The following is a 14,707-nucleotide window of genomic DNA, read 5'->3' as shown; positions in this document are numbered from 1 at the left end:
CGGCCACCTCGGCGAGGAAAGCGGGACGGGCCTTCTCAGGCCTTTTCCGCCAGGTGGGCGAACTCCGCCCGGAACGCCTCGTAGGAGGGCAGGGGGTCCTCCCGCTGCAGCTTCCACCCGGTGGTGATGGGCTCCCAGCCCAGGTGCGCGTAGTAGTCCCTGGCCAGGGGCGAGGCCGAGAGCACCCACTGGATGCCCGGGCCCAGGGTCCGGGCCTCCTCCAGCAGGCCCCGGCCCACCCCCCGGCCCTGGTAGGCGGGGTGCACGGCCAGGTCGCAGATGTAGCCGTCGAAGGCGTGGTCCGTCCAGCCCCGGGCCAGCCCCACCAGGCGCTCCCCGTCCCAGGCGGAGATCACCACGTTGGCATGGTCGAACATGGCCCCGAGGCGCGCCGGGTCGCCGATGGGGCGGCGCAGGGGGGAGGCGGCGTAGAGCGCGGCGATGGCGTCCAGGGCGGGGCGGGGGTCGTGCTGAAAGCGGATCACGTGAGGACCTCCAGGCGGTCCTTGCCAGGGTAATGGACCCGGCCCGGGGCCGCCAGGGCTTCCCGGGCGCGGGTCCGCCCCGGGTCAGTCCCACGCCCTGGAGATCTGGATCACCTGCGTGGTGGCCGTGCCGAAACCGGTGGCGTCCGTGAGGGCGGGGCCCTCCCAGCGGGTGCGGTCGCCCTCCGCGCCGAAGACGTAGGCGTGGCCGTCGGGGCCGTGGAACCGTCCGGACCAGGTCTGGAGGTCGTCGAAGGAGGAGGCCCAGGTGACCGCCAGGGGCACCGGCACCAGCGCGGGCGCGGGCGGCGGCGCTCCGGTGGGGACCATGAAGGTGCGCATGTCCACGGAAATCTGGACGAGGGTGGCGGTGATCTCGCCGATCTTCACGCCGCGGTCGAAGGAGTCGGCCTCGTCGAACCTGGCGCCGGGGTTCTCGTGGTACCAGATGGTCCAGGTGGCCTTCTGCTGCATGACGAGCTGGGCGCCCTGGGGCACGACGGAGGGAAGGCCGTCCCGCTTGAAGCGGAAGGTGAAGTAGGCGCGGGTCTCGGGGGACTCGGCCCCGTCCTTGAACATGGGGCCTGGGTACCCGGCCAGGTAGGTGAAGTAGCCCAGGCCCTCGCCGCCGTCGGCGGTGATGCGCTGGGTGAAGGCCATGGCCACGGCGTTCCCCCGGGTCTGGGCGATCACCTTGGCGCGCCACGGGGCCCAATCGCCCTGGCCTCCCAGGAGGATGCTCCCGCCCGCCGCCAGCGCGATCGCGATTCCGGTCATCCTGCGGTTCCTGCTCATGTCCTGCCTCCTTGGGGGGGCGCCACGGGCGCCCGGATCCTTCGGCAGCAGGGTCGGCCCGGCCCCCCGGGAAAGCCTGACGAAAGTCTCCAGACTTTCTGAAGCCGCATGGGAAAAATGCTATATTCATGGAATGCCCGCAGGACAAATTCAGGGGGAGCGGTTCCGCATCGGCGACCTGACGCTGGACGTCGCCTGCGGCAGCCTGCAGAGGGCCGGAGAACGGGTGCCGCTGGCCCCCAAATCCCTCCAGCTCCTGGCGGAACTGGCGCGCCAGTACCCGAAGGTGGTGCGCCGCATCGACCTCATCGAGGCCGTGTGGGCCGACGAACTCATCACCGACCAGACCCTCTCCCAGCGCGTCTCGCTCCTGAGGCGGGAACTGGGGGACACCGCCGGCGAGCCCACCTACATCGGCCGCGCCTGGGGATGCGGCTACCACCTCATCGCCCCCGTGGAGGCCATCGCCGACGGCGAAGTCCCGGTCCCGGCCAGGACCACGGTGCTGGTCCTGCCCTTCGACCACCTGGGAGCCGAAGGGGACCCCGGGTTCGGGGAAGGGCTCGCGGAGGAGATCACCGCGGGCCTCGCGGCCCTGGGGGGCCTGGCTGTGGCCTCCCGGACCACGGCCCTCCAGGCCAAGCGCCTGGACCGGCCCCTGCGGGACTTCTGCCGGGAACTGGGCGTCGATTTCCTCCTGGAAGGGACGGTGCGCTGGGCCCCGCTGCCGGCGGGGGGCCTGGAGGGGCGGTTCACCGCCCAGCTGATCCGGGCCGCCGACGACACCCACCTCTGGGCCATGCACCTGGACATCCCCCCGGGGCCCATCCTGGAAGCCCAGGCCTCCCTGGGCCAGCGGGTGATCCTGAAGGTACGGGAGAGCGCCGCGGAGGCGGCCGTCACCGCGGGCGGCCTGCGCCTGGCGGTCATGCCCTTCCGGGGCGAGGGCGCGGCCCCCGGGGACGCCTGGCTCGAAGCCTGGCTCGCGCACGCCCTCGGGTTGGAGGCCCGGGACCGGGGGGCCGCCCTGCCCGGGTCCCATTCCGCCGTCGCGAACCTGCTGCCCGTGCCGGGCGGGGACTGGGCCCCGGAGGACCTGGCCCGGGCCGCCGGGCTCCTGGAGGTCCAGTGGGTGGTCTCGGGGAGCTTCGTGCGCATCTCCGGGGGCCTGCGCCTCACGCCCCGGCTCTACGACGCCGTCTCGGGCCGGGCCTACGCATGGGAGCCCCTGACGGGCACCTGGGACGACCTGGGCGGGCTGCTGGCCCGGGTCATGGACCGGCTCCAGGAGGCGGTCCGCGGACCGGGGCGCGATACGGGGCCGGACCGGCTGGGGGCCTTCGAGGCCTATGCCAGGGGCAGGAAACGGTTCTTCGCCAAGGGCAAGAACGCCCTGGAAGAGACCCGGCGGAACTTCCAGCAGGCCCTGCGCCTGGATCCCGGCTACGCCATGGCCCACTCCGGCCTGGGTTCCGTCCTCGCCCTGGGGTACATCCAGCGCACCGACCCCGCCTGCCTCGCCCAGGCCGCGGACCACCTCCACCGGGCCCTCGTCCTGGATCCGGAGATCACTGAGCCCTACCCCTGGCTCTGCTACGTGCTGATGCGCCAGGGGAACCTGGAGGAGGCGGTGCTGATGGGCCGCAAGAGCGTCCTGCTGCAGCCGGACTATGTCTACGCCCACTACTTCCATGGCCTGGCCCACCTGGTGCTCGCCGAGCGGGATCCGGGGGGACTGGAGGAGGCGGAAACCTGTTTCCGCGCGGCGGTGGAGGTGGACGCCACCCACATCCCCGCCTGGATCTGCCTCTCCTCGTGCGCCCTGCAGCGGGGCGACTACGCCGGGGCCCTGGAGACCGGGATCCGCGCCACCGCCCTGGAGCGCGGCGGCGTCACGGTCAGCCTGTTCCCCGGCAACGAGGCCTTCCTGGGCCAGGTCCACCTGCGCCTGGGCGACCTGGACACCGCCGAGCGCTGCTTCCGCACCGCCGCCGAGGTGATGGAGCGCACCGACCACGCCCTCCGCGAGGCCATGCTGGGCCTGTGCGCCTGCGGCGTGGGGGAGGCGCTCCTGCGCAGGGGGGATCCCTCCCGGGCCCTGCCGGCCTTCCGCAAGGCGTGGCAGCTGGCCTCGGAATTCCCCTCCATGCTGGGCGCCGGGCGCCTCCGCCTCCTGGCCGGCGCCGGCCTGGCCTCGGCCTACGCAATCACCGGGTCGCGGGACAAGGCCCTCGGGCTTCTGCGCGCCGCCTCCGTGGAGGAGGTGCGGCCCGAGACCTGGCTCGCCGGGGCCGGCAAGGCCCAGATCGCCTACGGCCTGGCCCTGGCCTGGCTCCGCTGCGGCGAGACGCAGGCCGCCCTTGACGGCCTGGCCTCGGCCGTAGCGTGCGGCTGGCGGGACCAGGCGTGCCTGGCCGGGGATCCGGACCTGGCCCCCCTGCGCGGCCTGCCGGGGTTCCCCGGGGGCCTCCTGAATACGTAGACAGGCTCCCTAGATCATCGGCCTGACGCCCTCCCAGGTCGTCACGAGGCGGTCCGAGATGGCGCGGATGCGCTCCACGGCCTCGGCCACGTCGGCCAGGGAGAGGTCGCGGTGGGTGATGAAGCGCAGGGCGCCGCCCACGGGCAGGACGCGGACCTTGGCCTCCTCGAGGATGGCCAGGGCCGAGGGCGCGTCGGGCACGGGGACCAGCAGGATGTTGGTCTCGGGCACGGGCACCTGGAAGCCCATGGACCGCAGGCCGTCGGCGAGGACCCGGGCCTTTTCGTGGTCCTCGGGAATGCGGGGCAGGTAGTCCAGGGCCTCCAGGCCCGCCGCGGCCATGACGCCGCCCTGGCGCACGCCGCCGCCCAGCATCTTGCGCAGGCGCCGGGCGCCTTCAACCGCGTCCCGGCTGCCGCAGAGCACGGAGCCCATGGGGGCGCCCAGGCCCTTGCTGAGGCAGACGCTCACGGTGTCGGCGCCCCAGGCCATCGCCTCGAGGGAGGCGTTCTGCGCCGCGGCGGCGTGCCAGAGGCGGGCGCCGTCCAGGTGGACCTTGAGGTCGCGGCCCTGGGCCTGCTCCACCAGCGCCCGGTGCTCGGCGGCCGAAAGGCAGGTGCCCCCGGCGAAATTGTGGGTGTTCTCGAGGCAGAGCAGGGAGGTGCGCAGCGAGTAGTAGGGCCCGGGCGCGCCCGCGGCCTTCCAGACCTGCATGGGGGTGATCCTGCCGGGGCCGCCCTCCCAGGGCAGGGCCTCGGGCATGCCCTGGGCCAGCCAGGCCGCGGTGCCCAGCTCGGAGCCCAGCACGTGGGCCTGGGCGGGGGCCAGGAACTTCCCGCCCCGCCCCAGGTGGAGCATGAGGGCGATGGCGTTGGCCATGCAGCCCGTGGGCGTCCACAGCCCGGCCTCCTTGCCCAGGAGCCCGGCCACGCGGCGTTCCAGGCGGTCCATGGTGGGGTCGCGGTCGAGGACGTCGTCGCCCACCTCCGCTTCGGCCATGGCCTTCCTCATCCCGGGGGTGGGCCGGGTCACGGTGTCGGAGCGGAAGTCCAGGGATCTCATGGTCCCGATTGTAGCCCTTTTTTTTGCTACCCTGGACGCTACGGAGCCTCCATGACCCTTCTCATCGCGATCCTTCTGGGCCTCATCCAGGGCCTCACCGAATTCCTGCCCGTCTCCTCCACGGCCCACCTGACCCTCGCGGAGAACCTGCTCCTCAGGCAGAGCATGCCCCTGGCCTTCGACGTGCTGCTCCACGTGGGGACCCTCCTGGCGCTGATCGTCTACTTCCGTTCCGAGATCCTCCACATGCTCCGCGGCATCGCGGGCAAGGATGCCGAGGGCCTTCGCCTGGCGGGGTGGATCCTCCTGGCCATGGTGCCCACCGTGGTCTTCGGCTTCGCCACGCGCCACCTGAAGGAGACCGCCAAGGCCCACATCTGGGTCTACGGCGTCTGCCTCCTGGTCACCGCGGCCCTGCTCTTCGCCGCCAACAACCTCAGCGAGAAGAACGACGAGGCCCGCGGCCTGGAGGAGATGGGCCCCTGGGACGCCCTGGCCGTGGGCACCATCCAGGGCATCGGCGGCGGCTTCGGGCTCTCCCGCAGCGGCTCGACCATCGCCATGGGCGTGTTCCGGGGCCTCAAGCTGCCCAGCGCCACCCGCTTCAGCTTCCTGCTGGGCATGCCCACCATCCTGGGCGCGGCGGTCCTCGAGGGCACCCACATCCTCAAGCCCCTGCTGCGCCACCAGCCCCTCCCCGCGGAACTCGCCTTCCCGGCGGGCTCCATCAGCCCGGCCGTGGCCTGCGCCGTGGGCGTGGCCGTGTCGGCCGTGTCGGGCTACTTCGCCATCGGGCTCCTGGACCGCTTCACCCGCAGGCCCCGGCTCAACCCCTTCGCGTTCTACTGCCTCTGCGCCGGCGTGGCCCTGATCATCCTGGGGACGGTGGGGAGCAAGGGCTTCTTCTACGCCCAGGGCGTCTCGCTGCCCTGAAGTGAGTCAAGCATGCTTGACATGCCCCGCGGATGAGCCTAGCTTGGTGTCAAGTTGAGTTGACACTTCCCGGGAGCCCCATGGCACGTTTCGTCGTGCACAACCGAGTCCGCGAGTCGAGGCAGAACCTCGGCATGACGCAGCAGGACCTGGCCGACGCCGTGGGGGTCTCCCGCCAGAGCATCAATTCCATCGAACAGGGGAAGTACGTCCCCAGCCTCCCGCTGGCCCTGCACCTGGCCCGGGTCTTCGGCGTGGCGACGGACGCGCTGTTCGAACTGAAGGAGAGCTGACGATGTTCGACGAGCGCATGATCCTCCACCGGTACAAGGCGACGAGCCACGCCGCCATGGCCGGCGCCCTCGCCACCGGGTTCCTGTATTTCCGCAGCTACTACCGGGGCGAGGGCTTCCGCAAGGACCTCTTCTTCATCCTCTGCGCCATGGCTGTAACCAAGGTCGCCGCCCTCGTCTACTTCCGCCTCAGGGACTAGAGCCCCTGCTAGAATTTCCGCAACCTGAACCCCGAAACAAGGAGATGGCTTGATCCAGATCACGGACATCTATAAATCCTTCTATGTCAAGGACAAGAAGTCGCGATCCAAGATGCGGATCGAGGCGGTCCGGGGCATCTCGCTCACGGTGAAGCCGGGCGAGATCTACGGCCTCCTGGGCCCCAACGGCGCGGGCAAGTCCACCACCCTGCGGATGATCGCGGGCCTCATGGTCCCCGACGGCGGCACCATCGAGGTGTGCGGCATCGATTCCACCCGGGAGCCCGAACGGGCGCGCTCCACCATCGGATACCTCTCCACCGACCTGAGCGTCTACAACCGCTTCACGCCCCGGGAGCTCCTGAAGCTGTTCGGGGAGTTCCAGGGCGTGGACGCGGCCGTGGCCGAGCGCCGCGGCCTCCACCTCCTGGACCGCCTCCACATGGCGGAGTTCGCCGACGTGAAGATGGAGGGCTTCTCCGGCGGGCAGAAGCAGAAGGTGTCCATCGCCCGGGCCCTGCTCCACGACCCCAAGGTGGTGATCTTCGACGAGCCCACCACGGGCCTGGACGTGCTCACCGCCAAGACCGTGCTCGACCTCCTCCGGATCATGAAGGCCGAGGGGCGCTCGGTCATCGTCTCCACCCACGTCATGCCCATGGTGGAAGCCATCTGCGACCGCGTCGGCATCATCTTCGAGGGCACGCTCCACGGCGACGCCTCGCCGCGGGAGATCCTGGACCGCTGGGGGGTCAAGACCCTCGACGAGGTGTTCTTCCAGCTTGTGGCCGACAAGGAAAGGGGCGTGGCATGAGGGGGGCGCTGCTGATCGTGAAAAAGGAGTTCATGGAGCTGTCCAAGGACCGCAAGACCATGTTCTTCACCTTCGTCATGCCCCTGGTGCTGTTCCCGCTGCTGTTCGGGATGATCGGCAAGCTCGGCAAGAGCGACAAGGCCGAGCGCACCGGGCGCCCCAGCCGGGTCTGCGTCCTGGACGCCTCCGGCGCCCTCGCCGCCGTCCTGGGGGCCAGCCCCAAGGAGTTCCAGGTGGTGGAGCGGCCCTCCGGGGACGTCAAGCAGGCCATCCGCGACCAGAAGCTGGAGATGGCCCTGGAGATCGAGCCCCAGGCCGCCGACAAGCAGCGCCGGCAGGAGACCTGGTCCGTCAAGGCCGTCTACGACCGCAGCGACGAGTCCTCCGCCCTGGCCCTGGACCGGCTGAAGAAGGCCGTGTCCAGCCGGGACAAGATCGTGGTCCAGGAGCGCCTCAAGGCCATGGGCGCCTCCGCGCAGCTCGCCGTGCCCACCCGCATCGAGCCCGACGACGCCGGGGGCGCGAGCCGCGCCCTGGGCAAGGCCCTGGGGTCCTTCCTTCCCTACATGGTCATGATGATGATGTTCGCGGGGGCCATGCAGCACGGCATCTACGCCACGGCGGGCGAGAAGGAGCGGGGCACCCTGCTCAGCCTCCTCTCCACCAGCATCCCCCGCAGCCAGATCATCATCGGCAAGCTCCTGTACGTCTTCTCCATCGGCATCATCGTGGCCATGATCAACCTCCTCAGCATGGCCTTCGCCGTGACCCGCCTGGTCGCGGCCGAGGCGGCCTCGGCGGGGCAGGCCGGTCACGCCATGCCGGGCCTGGGCGCCCTGGCGTCGCCGGCGACCCTGGGCCTGACCTTCATCCTGATGGTGCCCCTGGGGCTCTTCTTTGCGAACTTCATCATCCTGGCCGGCATCCAGGCCAAGAACACCGTCGAGGCCGGCACGGCCATCATGCCGGGCATGGTGGTGGTGATCTTCCTGGGGGTCTTCTCCATGGCCCCCGGCATCGAAAAGATGGCTTTCCTGCCTTACGTGCCGGTGGTGAACGTCAGCCTCGCCATCCGCAAACTCTTCAGCCAGCAAGCCAACTACTGGGAATACACGGTTGCGCTCCTCATGACCATCGGTCTGGCCTGCCTCATGACCTGGCTATCCACCCGCCTGCTCAAGCGCGAATCCGCTATATTCAAGGTTTAGGGTATAGTTGAATTCCGTCGATCATTCCGAGGTATCAAGCATGGCAACAAAGCCCAAGACATCCGAAAGCCAGGCTCCCGTGAAGGACGCATCGCTTGACGTGTTGCTCGCCAAGGCGCTGGAGCAGTTCAACGCCGGCTCGCTGAAGGAGGCCTCCGCGGCCTTCGGGACCCTCCTGGAAGAGGCGATCAAGCGGGAGGAGCTGCGGCTCGGCCGCACCGCCCAGGGCTACCTCAAGGCCATCCAGGCGCGCCTTGAGAACCTGGACGCCAGCCTCCCCCAGACGGCCGAGCTGTCCGTCCAGGTGGAGCTCAACCGGCGCGAGCCGGAAGCGGCCCTGACCCTGGTCGAGGAGGGCCTCAAGGCCCACCCCGGCCACGCCGGCCTCCACTACCTCAAGGCCCTCGCCCTGGCCCAGCTGGACCAGGCCCAGCCCGCCGCCGACGCCCTGACCCAGGCCACCACCCTGGAGCCGGGCCTCATCTACCAGTTCCGGCTGGAAGCGGACTTCGACGGCCTCCGGCACAGCGCCCCCTTCGCCGCCTTCAACCGCGGCTGATGCGCCCGTGGAAGGCGGGAGGGGCCTCCACGCCGACCAGCCCCTGAAGGTCGTCGCCATCGGGGGCGGTACGGGTCTGGCCGCCCTGCTCCGGGCCCTGAAGCCCGAGGCCGGCCGCACCCGGGACCCCTGGCGGCTCACGGGGATCGTGACGGTCTCCGACGACGGCGGCTCCAGCGGGCGCCTCCGGGACGAACTGGGCGGCATCCCCCCCGGGGATCTGCGCAACTGCCTGTCGGCCCTCACCCGCGAGGAGTCGGTGCTCTCCGAGCTCCTCAACTACCGGTTCTCGGGGGACGGGTCCCTGGCCGGGCACTCCCTGGGCAACCTGATGCTCCATGCCATGGCCGACCTCACCGGCGACTGGGTGCGGGCGATCCGGGCGCTCTCCAACGTCCTGGTGACGGTGGGCCGCCTCTACCCCTCCACGGTGGTGCCGGTGGTGCTCAAGGCCGAGGACATGGAGGGCCGCCGCTACACCGGCGAGACCAACGTGAACTCCTGCACGCCGCCCCTGGCGCGGTTCTGGGCGGAGCCCCTGGACGCCGAGCCCCTGCCCGAAGCCATCCTGGCCATCCTCCAGGCCGACCTCATCCTCCTGGCCCCGGGCAGCCTCTACACCTCAACCATCGCCTCCCTCCTGGTCACCGAGCTCCGGGAGGCGGTCTTCCGCACCGGCCACCCGGTGGTGTACATCGCCAACCTCATGACCGAGCCCGGGGAGAGCGCCGGACTGGACCTGGAGGCCCACCTCGCCGCCATCCAGTCCCATGCCCACCTGGCCGTGGCCGCCGTCATCGCCAACACCGCGCCCCTGCCGCCCAACCTCATGCGCCGCTACCAGCAGGAGGGCGGGACGCCCCTGGTCGCCGACGCCCGCGTCATCTGCGGCGTGCCGGTTTTTGCCTATGCCCTCCTGGACCCGGAGGCGGAGATGGTCCGGCACCATCCCATCCTCCTCAACCGGGCCCTGCGGGACGTCATCGCAACTTTGTAGCCGCAGGCCCGAATACAGATAACATTGGGTACCGGAGTCGAGGAATGGGCATAAAAGGCGATCTTTCCACCATGGGCCTGGAGGACATCCTCCAGTGGCTGTCGGTGGGCAAGAAGACCGGCATCCTCGAACTCAAGGGCTTCCTCCACACCAAGCGCGTGGCCTTCTCCGACGGGCGCATCACCAGCGTGTGGTCCTCCGACCCGCGGGAGTACCTCGGCCAGTACCTGCTGGCCTACAACCGGATCACCGAGGAGCAGCTGCGCGAGGCCCTGGCCACCCAGGAGGACGAGAACCAGCTCCTGGGCCGCATCCTGGTCAACCGCCAGCTGGTCACCGAGGCGGAGATCCGCCGCATCGTCCAGCTGAAGGTGGAGGAGTCCGTCTACGACACCTTCCTCTGGGACACCGGCACCTTCGAGTTCCATGACGGCCAGCCCCCGCTCCAGAAGTCCATGCTGCTCAGCCTCGAGGTGACCGGCATCGTCCTCGAGGGCGCGCGCAGGACCGACGAGTGGAAGCGCATCCGCAAGGCCATCAAGGGCGGGGACGCCGTGGTGGTGGGGGTCTCGGAGGCCATCGCCGAGATGCTCCCCCTGGCGCCCGAGGATGCCGACATCCTCACGCGCATGGACGGGCACAAGACCATCGACCAGCTCGTCATCGAGATGCGCGTGCCCGAGTTCAAGGCCAACAAGCTGATCTTCGACCTCTCCGAGAAGGGCATGGTGCGCATCCTCCACCCGGGCGGCAAGCTGGGGGAGCAGTCCAGCCTGCAGCTGCAGCGCGCCCGGCAGCTGGTGGAGCGCCAGAAGCTGCAGGAGGCCCAGGTCGAGCTCCGCAACCTCCTGGCCGAGCAGCCCCGGCTCCAGGAGGCCACCCGCATGCTGCAGGTGGTCGAGCACATGATGGAGGAGAACACCATCGACGAGACCCTGGTGCCGGAGCTCGCCGTGAGCATCGAGGAGCTCATGCAGGCCCAGCTGGGGCCCAACGAGGCGTTCCTGGCCACCCGCGTGAACGCGGTGTGGAGCATCCATGACATCATCTCCATCTCCCCCTTTCCCCACGACGAGTGCCTGGCCATCTTCTCCAAGCTGCTCAAGCGTGGGATCCTGAAAGTGCAGAAATCACCTGGGGGCGCCCAGCCCGGCTACCGGCGCTAGGTCCCCCGAGCCCCGGAGGCCCTGTGCGAATGCCTAACCCCTGGATCTACGCCATCCTGGCCCTTGCCCTGTCCGTGCCCGCGGCCGCAGCCAAGCCCAAGCCCGCCCCCAAGGCCAGCCCGGCCCAGGCCCAGATCCGGAAGCTCACCCAGGAGCGGGACGAACTCAAGGAGCGCCTCGCGGCCACCGAGAGCATGCAGGAGGACCTCGCGGCCGCCAAGAAGAGCCGCGACCTGGCCCGCCAGGAGACCGAGGCCGTCAAGCGGCAGCTGGACCAGATCAAGGGCGCCCTCGCCGAGAACCAGGGCAGCTCGGACACGATCCTGAAGGAGCTGCAGAAGGCCAAGGATGAGGCCGCCGCGGCCCAGGCGACCATCGAGACCCTGAAGGACGAACTGGCCAAGGCCAACGAGCGCAAGGCCGCCGACGCCAGCAAGGCCGTGGTGCCCATAACCCCCGACATCACCCCCGCCAAGCCCATGAACCTCAACAAGGTGACCCCGTCCCCGAAAAAGGTGAGCGGCGTGGTCGTGGTGAACGTCCTGGTGAGCGAGAACGGCGAGGTGCTGGACACGCGGCTTCTGCAGGGCCTGCCCGGCGAGGGCGAGTGGGTGACCAAGGCCCACGAGGCCTGCCTGGAGGCCGCCAAGCGCATCGTCTTCGACCCCGCCCGGGGTGCCGACGGCACGACCCGCGTGCGGGTCTGGCAGGGCGTCGGATTCAGACTGGACTAGCCCTCCCGGCGATCCCCGGCCACGCGGCCATCCAGGTGGAAATAGCCCAGGGCCCGGAGGCCCAGCCGCTTCCTGCGGCAACCCCGGCCCACCAGGCGCAGGCCGGCCTTTTCCGCGAGGCGGATGGAGGCCACGTTCTCCTCCTGGACCAGGTACCAGAGGGTCCGACCGCCGTGCCGGCGCAGGATCGCTCCCAGGGCCAGCAGTCCCAGGCCCCGGCCCCTCAGGGCGGGATGGGTCCAGAGGCCGGCGATCTGCAGGTCCCCCGCGGCCATGAACGGGAACCGGAAATGGGCCGGGAAGAGGCACGCCCGGTGCACCAGCAGGCTCCCCTGGGAGATCAGGAGGACGCTGAAGTCGCGGTTGGCGAAGATGTGCAGGAGGTGGAGGAGGCTCCAGGCCAGGAAGGGCAGCATCGGCAGGGCAGGGTGCAGGAGCTGGCTCCAGGAGGGTCGCCAGAACTGCAGGCGGAACTCGCCCGCGGGCTGTGGAGGCGGCGCTTCGGCTGCCTGGTAATAGCGATAGCTTGGAGAGGAGGCCGACATTCCCGAACCATCGGCCGCTCACCCCGTTCATTAAAATTTGACCCAACCGGATGCCGCCGGGCGGGCTATTCGACCTTGCAGGTGACATCCCCGCTGGCCCAGGCCTGGCAGCCCAGGCGCTGTCCCGGCGCGGCCTTGAGGACCTTGAGGATGCGGGCCTCGGTTGCGCCCACGGGGGACAGGTGCTCGGCCCCCTCCTCCACGGTGACCAGGCAGGTCCCGCACCGGGCGTGGCCTCCGCAGGTGTGCGTGAGGGGCACCTCCCCGCGGGCCGCGGCGGCCAGGATGGAAAGTTCGCGCTCCAGGTCGATTTCGACCGTCTGCCTGCCTCTTAATGTGACCTTGAACATGGTGCTCCGGAGCATGGGGGAAGGCAGGGATAAGTCTATGCCTGTGCAATTCTAGGCTGCGGACGGGGACGGGGGAAGACCGCATGTCCGAACATCGTTTTCGGAACGGGACGTGGCGGCTTCAAGGCAGGCGTGCCGGCAGCCCCGCCCAGGTTCCCTTTACGAAATCTTAATGTTTCGCAATGCAACGTTAACGCTCCATTGACGGCGGGTCTTCCACCCTCAGGTGGGAGGTTTCCATGACAGCCATCCAGATCCTCGCGGCGGTCCTGACGCTTGGGCTTCTCATCTACCTCGGCATCGCCCTTCTCGTTCCGGAGCGCTTCCAATGACGGCCAACAGCATCATCCAGTTCGCACTGTTCCTGGGGGTCCTCCTCCTGGTCTCCAAGCCCCTGGGCGAGTACATGGGCCGCGTGCTGGACCAGGAGACCACGTTCCTGGATCCCGTGGCGGGCCCCGTGGAGCGCGGCATCTACCGCCTGGCGGGGATCGCCTCCGACGAGCGCATGGACTGGAAGCAGTACGCCGCCGCGGTCCTGGTGTTCAGCCTCCTGGGCCTCCTGTTCCTGTTCGGGCTCCAGCTGGTCCAGCACCGGCTGCCCTTCAACCCCCAGCGCCAGCCGGCGGTGCCCTGGGGCGTCGCCCTGAACACGGCGGTGAGCTTCGTCACCAACACCAACTGGCAGGCCTACGCCGGCGAATCGACCATGAGCCACCTCACCCAGATGCTGGGGCTCACGGTGCAGAACTTCCTTTCCGCCGCCAAGGGCATCGCGGTGCTGGCGGCCCTGGCCCGGGGCATCCGGCGCCGGAAGGCCACCTTCCTGGGGAACTTCTGGGTGGACCTCACCCGCATCACCCTCTACATCCTGCTCCCCCTGGCCACGGTCTTCGCCCTGTTCCTCGTCAGCCAGGGCGTGGTGCAGACCCTGGGCCCCAACCCGGTGGCGCACTTCCTGACGCCGGTGGCGGGCGCCGACGGCAAGCCGGTGCTGGACCAGGTGATCGCCGTGGGCCCCGTGGCCTCGCAGGAGGCCATCAAGATCCTGGGCACCAACGGCGGTGGCTTCTTCAACGCCAACTCCGCCCACCCCTTCGAGAATCCCACGGCCCTCACGAGCCTGGCCCAGGTGCTGGCCATCCTCCTCATCCCCGCCGGCCTCTGCCACGCCTTCGGGCGCATGGTGCGGGACCGTCGCCAGGGCTGGGCCATCCTCTCGGCCATGACGGTGATCTTCGTGCTGGCGCTGGGTGCCCTGCACCTGGCCGAACAGAAGGGGAATCCGGCCTTCCGGTCCCTGCCCGTGGCGCAGGCGGCCGTGTCCACCCCCGGCCTGGAGCAGTCCGGCGGCAACATGGAGGGCAAGGAGGTGCGCTTCGGCATCACCGGCACCACGCTGTTCGCCACCGCCACCACCGCCACCTCCTGCGGGGCCGTCAACGGCATGCACGACTCCTTCACGCCCCTGGGGGGCATGGTCCCCATCCTGCTCATGGACCTGGGCGAGGTGGTCTTCGGCGGCGTGGGCTCGGGGCTCTACACCATGCTCATCTTCGCGATCATCGCGGTGTTCATCGCCGGCCTCATGGTGGGCCGGACCCCCGAGTACCTGGGCAAGAAGATCGAGGCCTTCGAGACCAAGATGGCCTCCCTGGTGATCCTGATCCCCGCGGCCTCGGTCCTCGTGTGCACGGCCCTGGCGGTCACCCTTCCCGCGGCCGTGTCCAGCCTGTCGAACCCCGGCCCCCACGGCTTCAGCCAGGCCCTCTACGCCTTCAGCAGCGCCTCCAACAACAACGGCAGCGCCTTCGGGGGGCTCGGCGCCAACACGAACTTCTACAACCTCGCCACGGGCATCGCCATGCTCCTGGGCCGCTATGGCACCATCCTGCCCGTGCTGGCCGTGGCGGGCTCCCTGGCGAAGAAGAAGCGCACGCCCCCGGGGGCGGGGACCCTGCCCACCCACACCCCGCTCTTCGTGGCCCTCCTGGTGGCCGTGGTGCTCCTGGTGGGCGCCCTGACCTTCATCCCCGCCCTGGCGCTCGGCCCCGTCGCCGAACACCTCTCCCTGCTCTAGGTGA

General features: G+C 69.9%; 17 protein-coding genes. 12 read left to right on the top strand and 5 right to left on the bottom strand.

Translation table 11 applies throughout. The features are described from left to right. Window positions 1-35: 35 nt before the first annotated feature. Together RAH40_RS04015 and RAH40_RS04010 are read right to left on the bottom strand one after the other, a co-directional pair. The gene (locus tag RAH40_RS04015) at window positions 36-485 is read right to left on the bottom strand and encodes a GNAT family N-acetyltransferase (RefSeq protein WP_306600791.1); all 450 of its coding nucleotides are present in this window, start codon (window positions 483-485) and stop codon (window positions 36-38) included. An 84-nt stretch (window positions 486-569) separates the two neighbouring features. Further along, on the bottom strand, window positions 570-1,280 hold the full coding sequence (locus tag RAH40_RS04010; protein WP_306600790.1) for a hypothetical protein: 711 nt from the start codon (window positions 1,278-1,280) through the stop codon (window positions 570-572). Between the two features lie 133 nt (window positions 1,281-1,413). Between RAH40_RS04010 and RAH40_RS04005 the strand changes: the two genes are divergently transcribed. Next, window positions 1,414-3,762, top strand: a complete 2,349-nt coding sequence (locus tag RAH40_RS04005) for a winged helix-turn-helix domain-containing protein (RefSeq protein ID WP_306600789.1) — start codon at window positions 1,414-1,416, stop codon at window positions 3,760-3,762. A gap of 9 nt (window positions 3,763-3,771) precedes the next feature. On the opposite strand, the gene RAH40_RS04000 is transcribed toward RAH40_RS04005, so the two are convergent. Beyond that, complete coding sequence (locus tag RAH40_RS04000; protein ID WP_306600788.1) at window positions 3,772-4,824, bottom strand: low specificity L-threonine aldolase; 1,053 nt, start codon at window positions 4,822-4,824, stop codon at window positions 3,772-3,774. 51 nt (window positions 4,825-4,875) lie between these two features. Here RAH40_RS04000 and RAH40_RS03995 point away from each other — a divergent pair, with 51 nt between their 5' ends. The 9 genes from RAH40_RS03995 (at window position 4,876) to RAH40_RS03955 (ending at window position 11,728) form a co-directional block, all read left to right on the top strand. Next, window positions 4,876-5,757, top strand: coding sequence for an undecaprenyl-diphosphate phosphatase (locus RAH40_RS03995; RefSeq protein ID WP_306600787.1), 882 nt, complete (start codon window positions 4,876-4,878; stop codon window positions 5,755-5,757). 95 nt (window positions 5,758-5,852) lie between these two features. Further along, window positions 5,853-6,050 (top strand): helix-turn-helix transcriptional regulator, encoded by a 198-nt coding sequence (locus tag RAH40_RS03990; RefSeq protein ID WP_373432565.1) that lies wholly within the window; start codon window positions 5,853-5,855, stop codon window positions 6,048-6,050. 2 nt (window positions 6,051-6,052) lie between these two features. Then, window positions 6,053-6,250, top strand: a complete 198-nt coding sequence (locus RAH40_RS03985) for a hypothetical protein (RefSeq protein ID WP_306600785.1) — start codon at window positions 6,053-6,055, stop codon at window positions 6,248-6,250. Window positions 6,251-6,299: 49 nt separating this feature from the next. Next, window positions 6,300-7,064, top strand: coding sequence for an ABC transporter ATP-binding protein (locus RAH40_RS03980; RefSeq protein ID WP_306600784.1), 765 nt, complete (start codon window positions 6,300-6,302; stop codon window positions 7,062-7,064). After that, window positions 7,061-8,272, top strand: coding sequence for an ABC transporter permease (locus RAH40_RS03975; RefSeq protein WP_306600783.1), 1,212 nt, complete (start codon window positions 7,061-7,063; stop codon window positions 8,270-8,272). The genes RAH40_RS03980 and RAH40_RS03975 overlap by 4 nt, the downstream gene beginning before the upstream one ends. 40 nt (window positions 8,273-8,312) lie before the next feature. Next, a complete protein-coding gene (locus tag RAH40_RS03970) occupies window positions 8,313-8,831 on the top strand; it encodes a hypothetical protein (protein ID WP_306600782.1) in 519 nt (172 codons plus the stop codon). A 7-nt stretch (window positions 8,832-8,838) separates the two neighbouring features. Next, a complete protein-coding gene (yvcK, locus tag RAH40_RS03965; RefSeq protein ID WP_306600781.1) occupies window positions 8,839-9,828 on the top strand; it encodes a uridine diphosphate-N-acetylglucosamine-binding protein YvcK in 990 nt (329 codons plus the stop codon). A gap of 44 nt (window positions 9,829-9,872) precedes the next feature. Next, a complete protein-coding gene (locus RAH40_RS03960; protein ID WP_306600780.1) occupies window positions 9,873-10,994 on the top strand; it encodes a DUF4388 domain-containing protein in 1,122 nt (373 codons plus the stop codon). A 29-nt stretch (window positions 10,995-11,023) separates the two neighbouring features. Next, window positions 11,024-11,728 carry a hypothetical protein gene (locus RAH40_RS03955; protein WP_306600779.1) on the top strand — a complete coding sequence of 235 codons (705 nt, stop codon included), beginning with the start codon at window positions 11,024-11,026 and terminating at the stop codon, window positions 11,726-11,728. Here the strand turns inward: RAH40_RS03955 and RAH40_RS03950 are convergent. Both RAH40_RS03950 and RAH40_RS03945 read right to left on the bottom strand, forming a co-directional pair. Then, window positions 11,725-12,273: a GNAT family N-acetyltransferase gene (locus RAH40_RS03950; RefSeq protein WP_306600778.1), complete on the bottom strand. Its 549-nt coding sequence runs from the start codon at window positions 12,271-12,273 to the stop codon at window positions 11,725-11,727. The genes RAH40_RS03955 and RAH40_RS03950 overlap by 4 nt on opposite strands. 65 nt (window positions 12,274-12,338) lie before the next feature. Beyond that, window positions 12,339-12,623 (bottom strand): 2Fe-2S iron-sulfur cluster-binding protein, encoded by a 285-nt coding sequence (locus RAH40_RS03945; protein ID WP_306600777.1) that lies wholly within the window; start codon window positions 12,621-12,623, stop codon window positions 12,339-12,341. Window positions 12,624-12,862: 239 nt separating this feature from the next. On the opposite strand from RAH40_RS03945, the gene RAH40_RS03940 reads away from it, so the two are divergent. Both RAH40_RS03940 and kdpA read left to right on the top strand, forming a co-directional pair. Then, on the top strand, window positions 12,863-12,955 hold the full coding sequence (locus RAH40_RS03940; protein WP_306600776.1) for a potassium-transporting ATPase subunit F: 93 nt from the start codon (window positions 12,863-12,865) through the stop codon (window positions 12,953-12,955). Beyond that, entirely contained in the window at window positions 12,952-14,703 is a 1,752-nt protein-coding gene (gene kdpA, locus RAH40_RS03935; protein WP_306600775.1) for a potassium-transporting ATPase subunit KdpA, read from the top strand. Before RAH40_RS03940 ends, kdpA begins: the two co-directional genes overlap by 4 nt. Window positions 14,704-14,707: the final 4 nt, after the last annotated feature.

Origin of the sequence: Geothrix sp. 21YS21S-2, assembly GCF_030846775.1 — a bacterium.
Classification (GTDB): domain Bacteria; phylum Acidobacteriota; class Holophagae; order Holophagales; family Holophagaceae; genus Mesoterricola.
The sequence above is the reverse complement of the archived record's forward strand: the minus strand, read 5'-3'. Positions and strand labels throughout refer to the sequence as shown.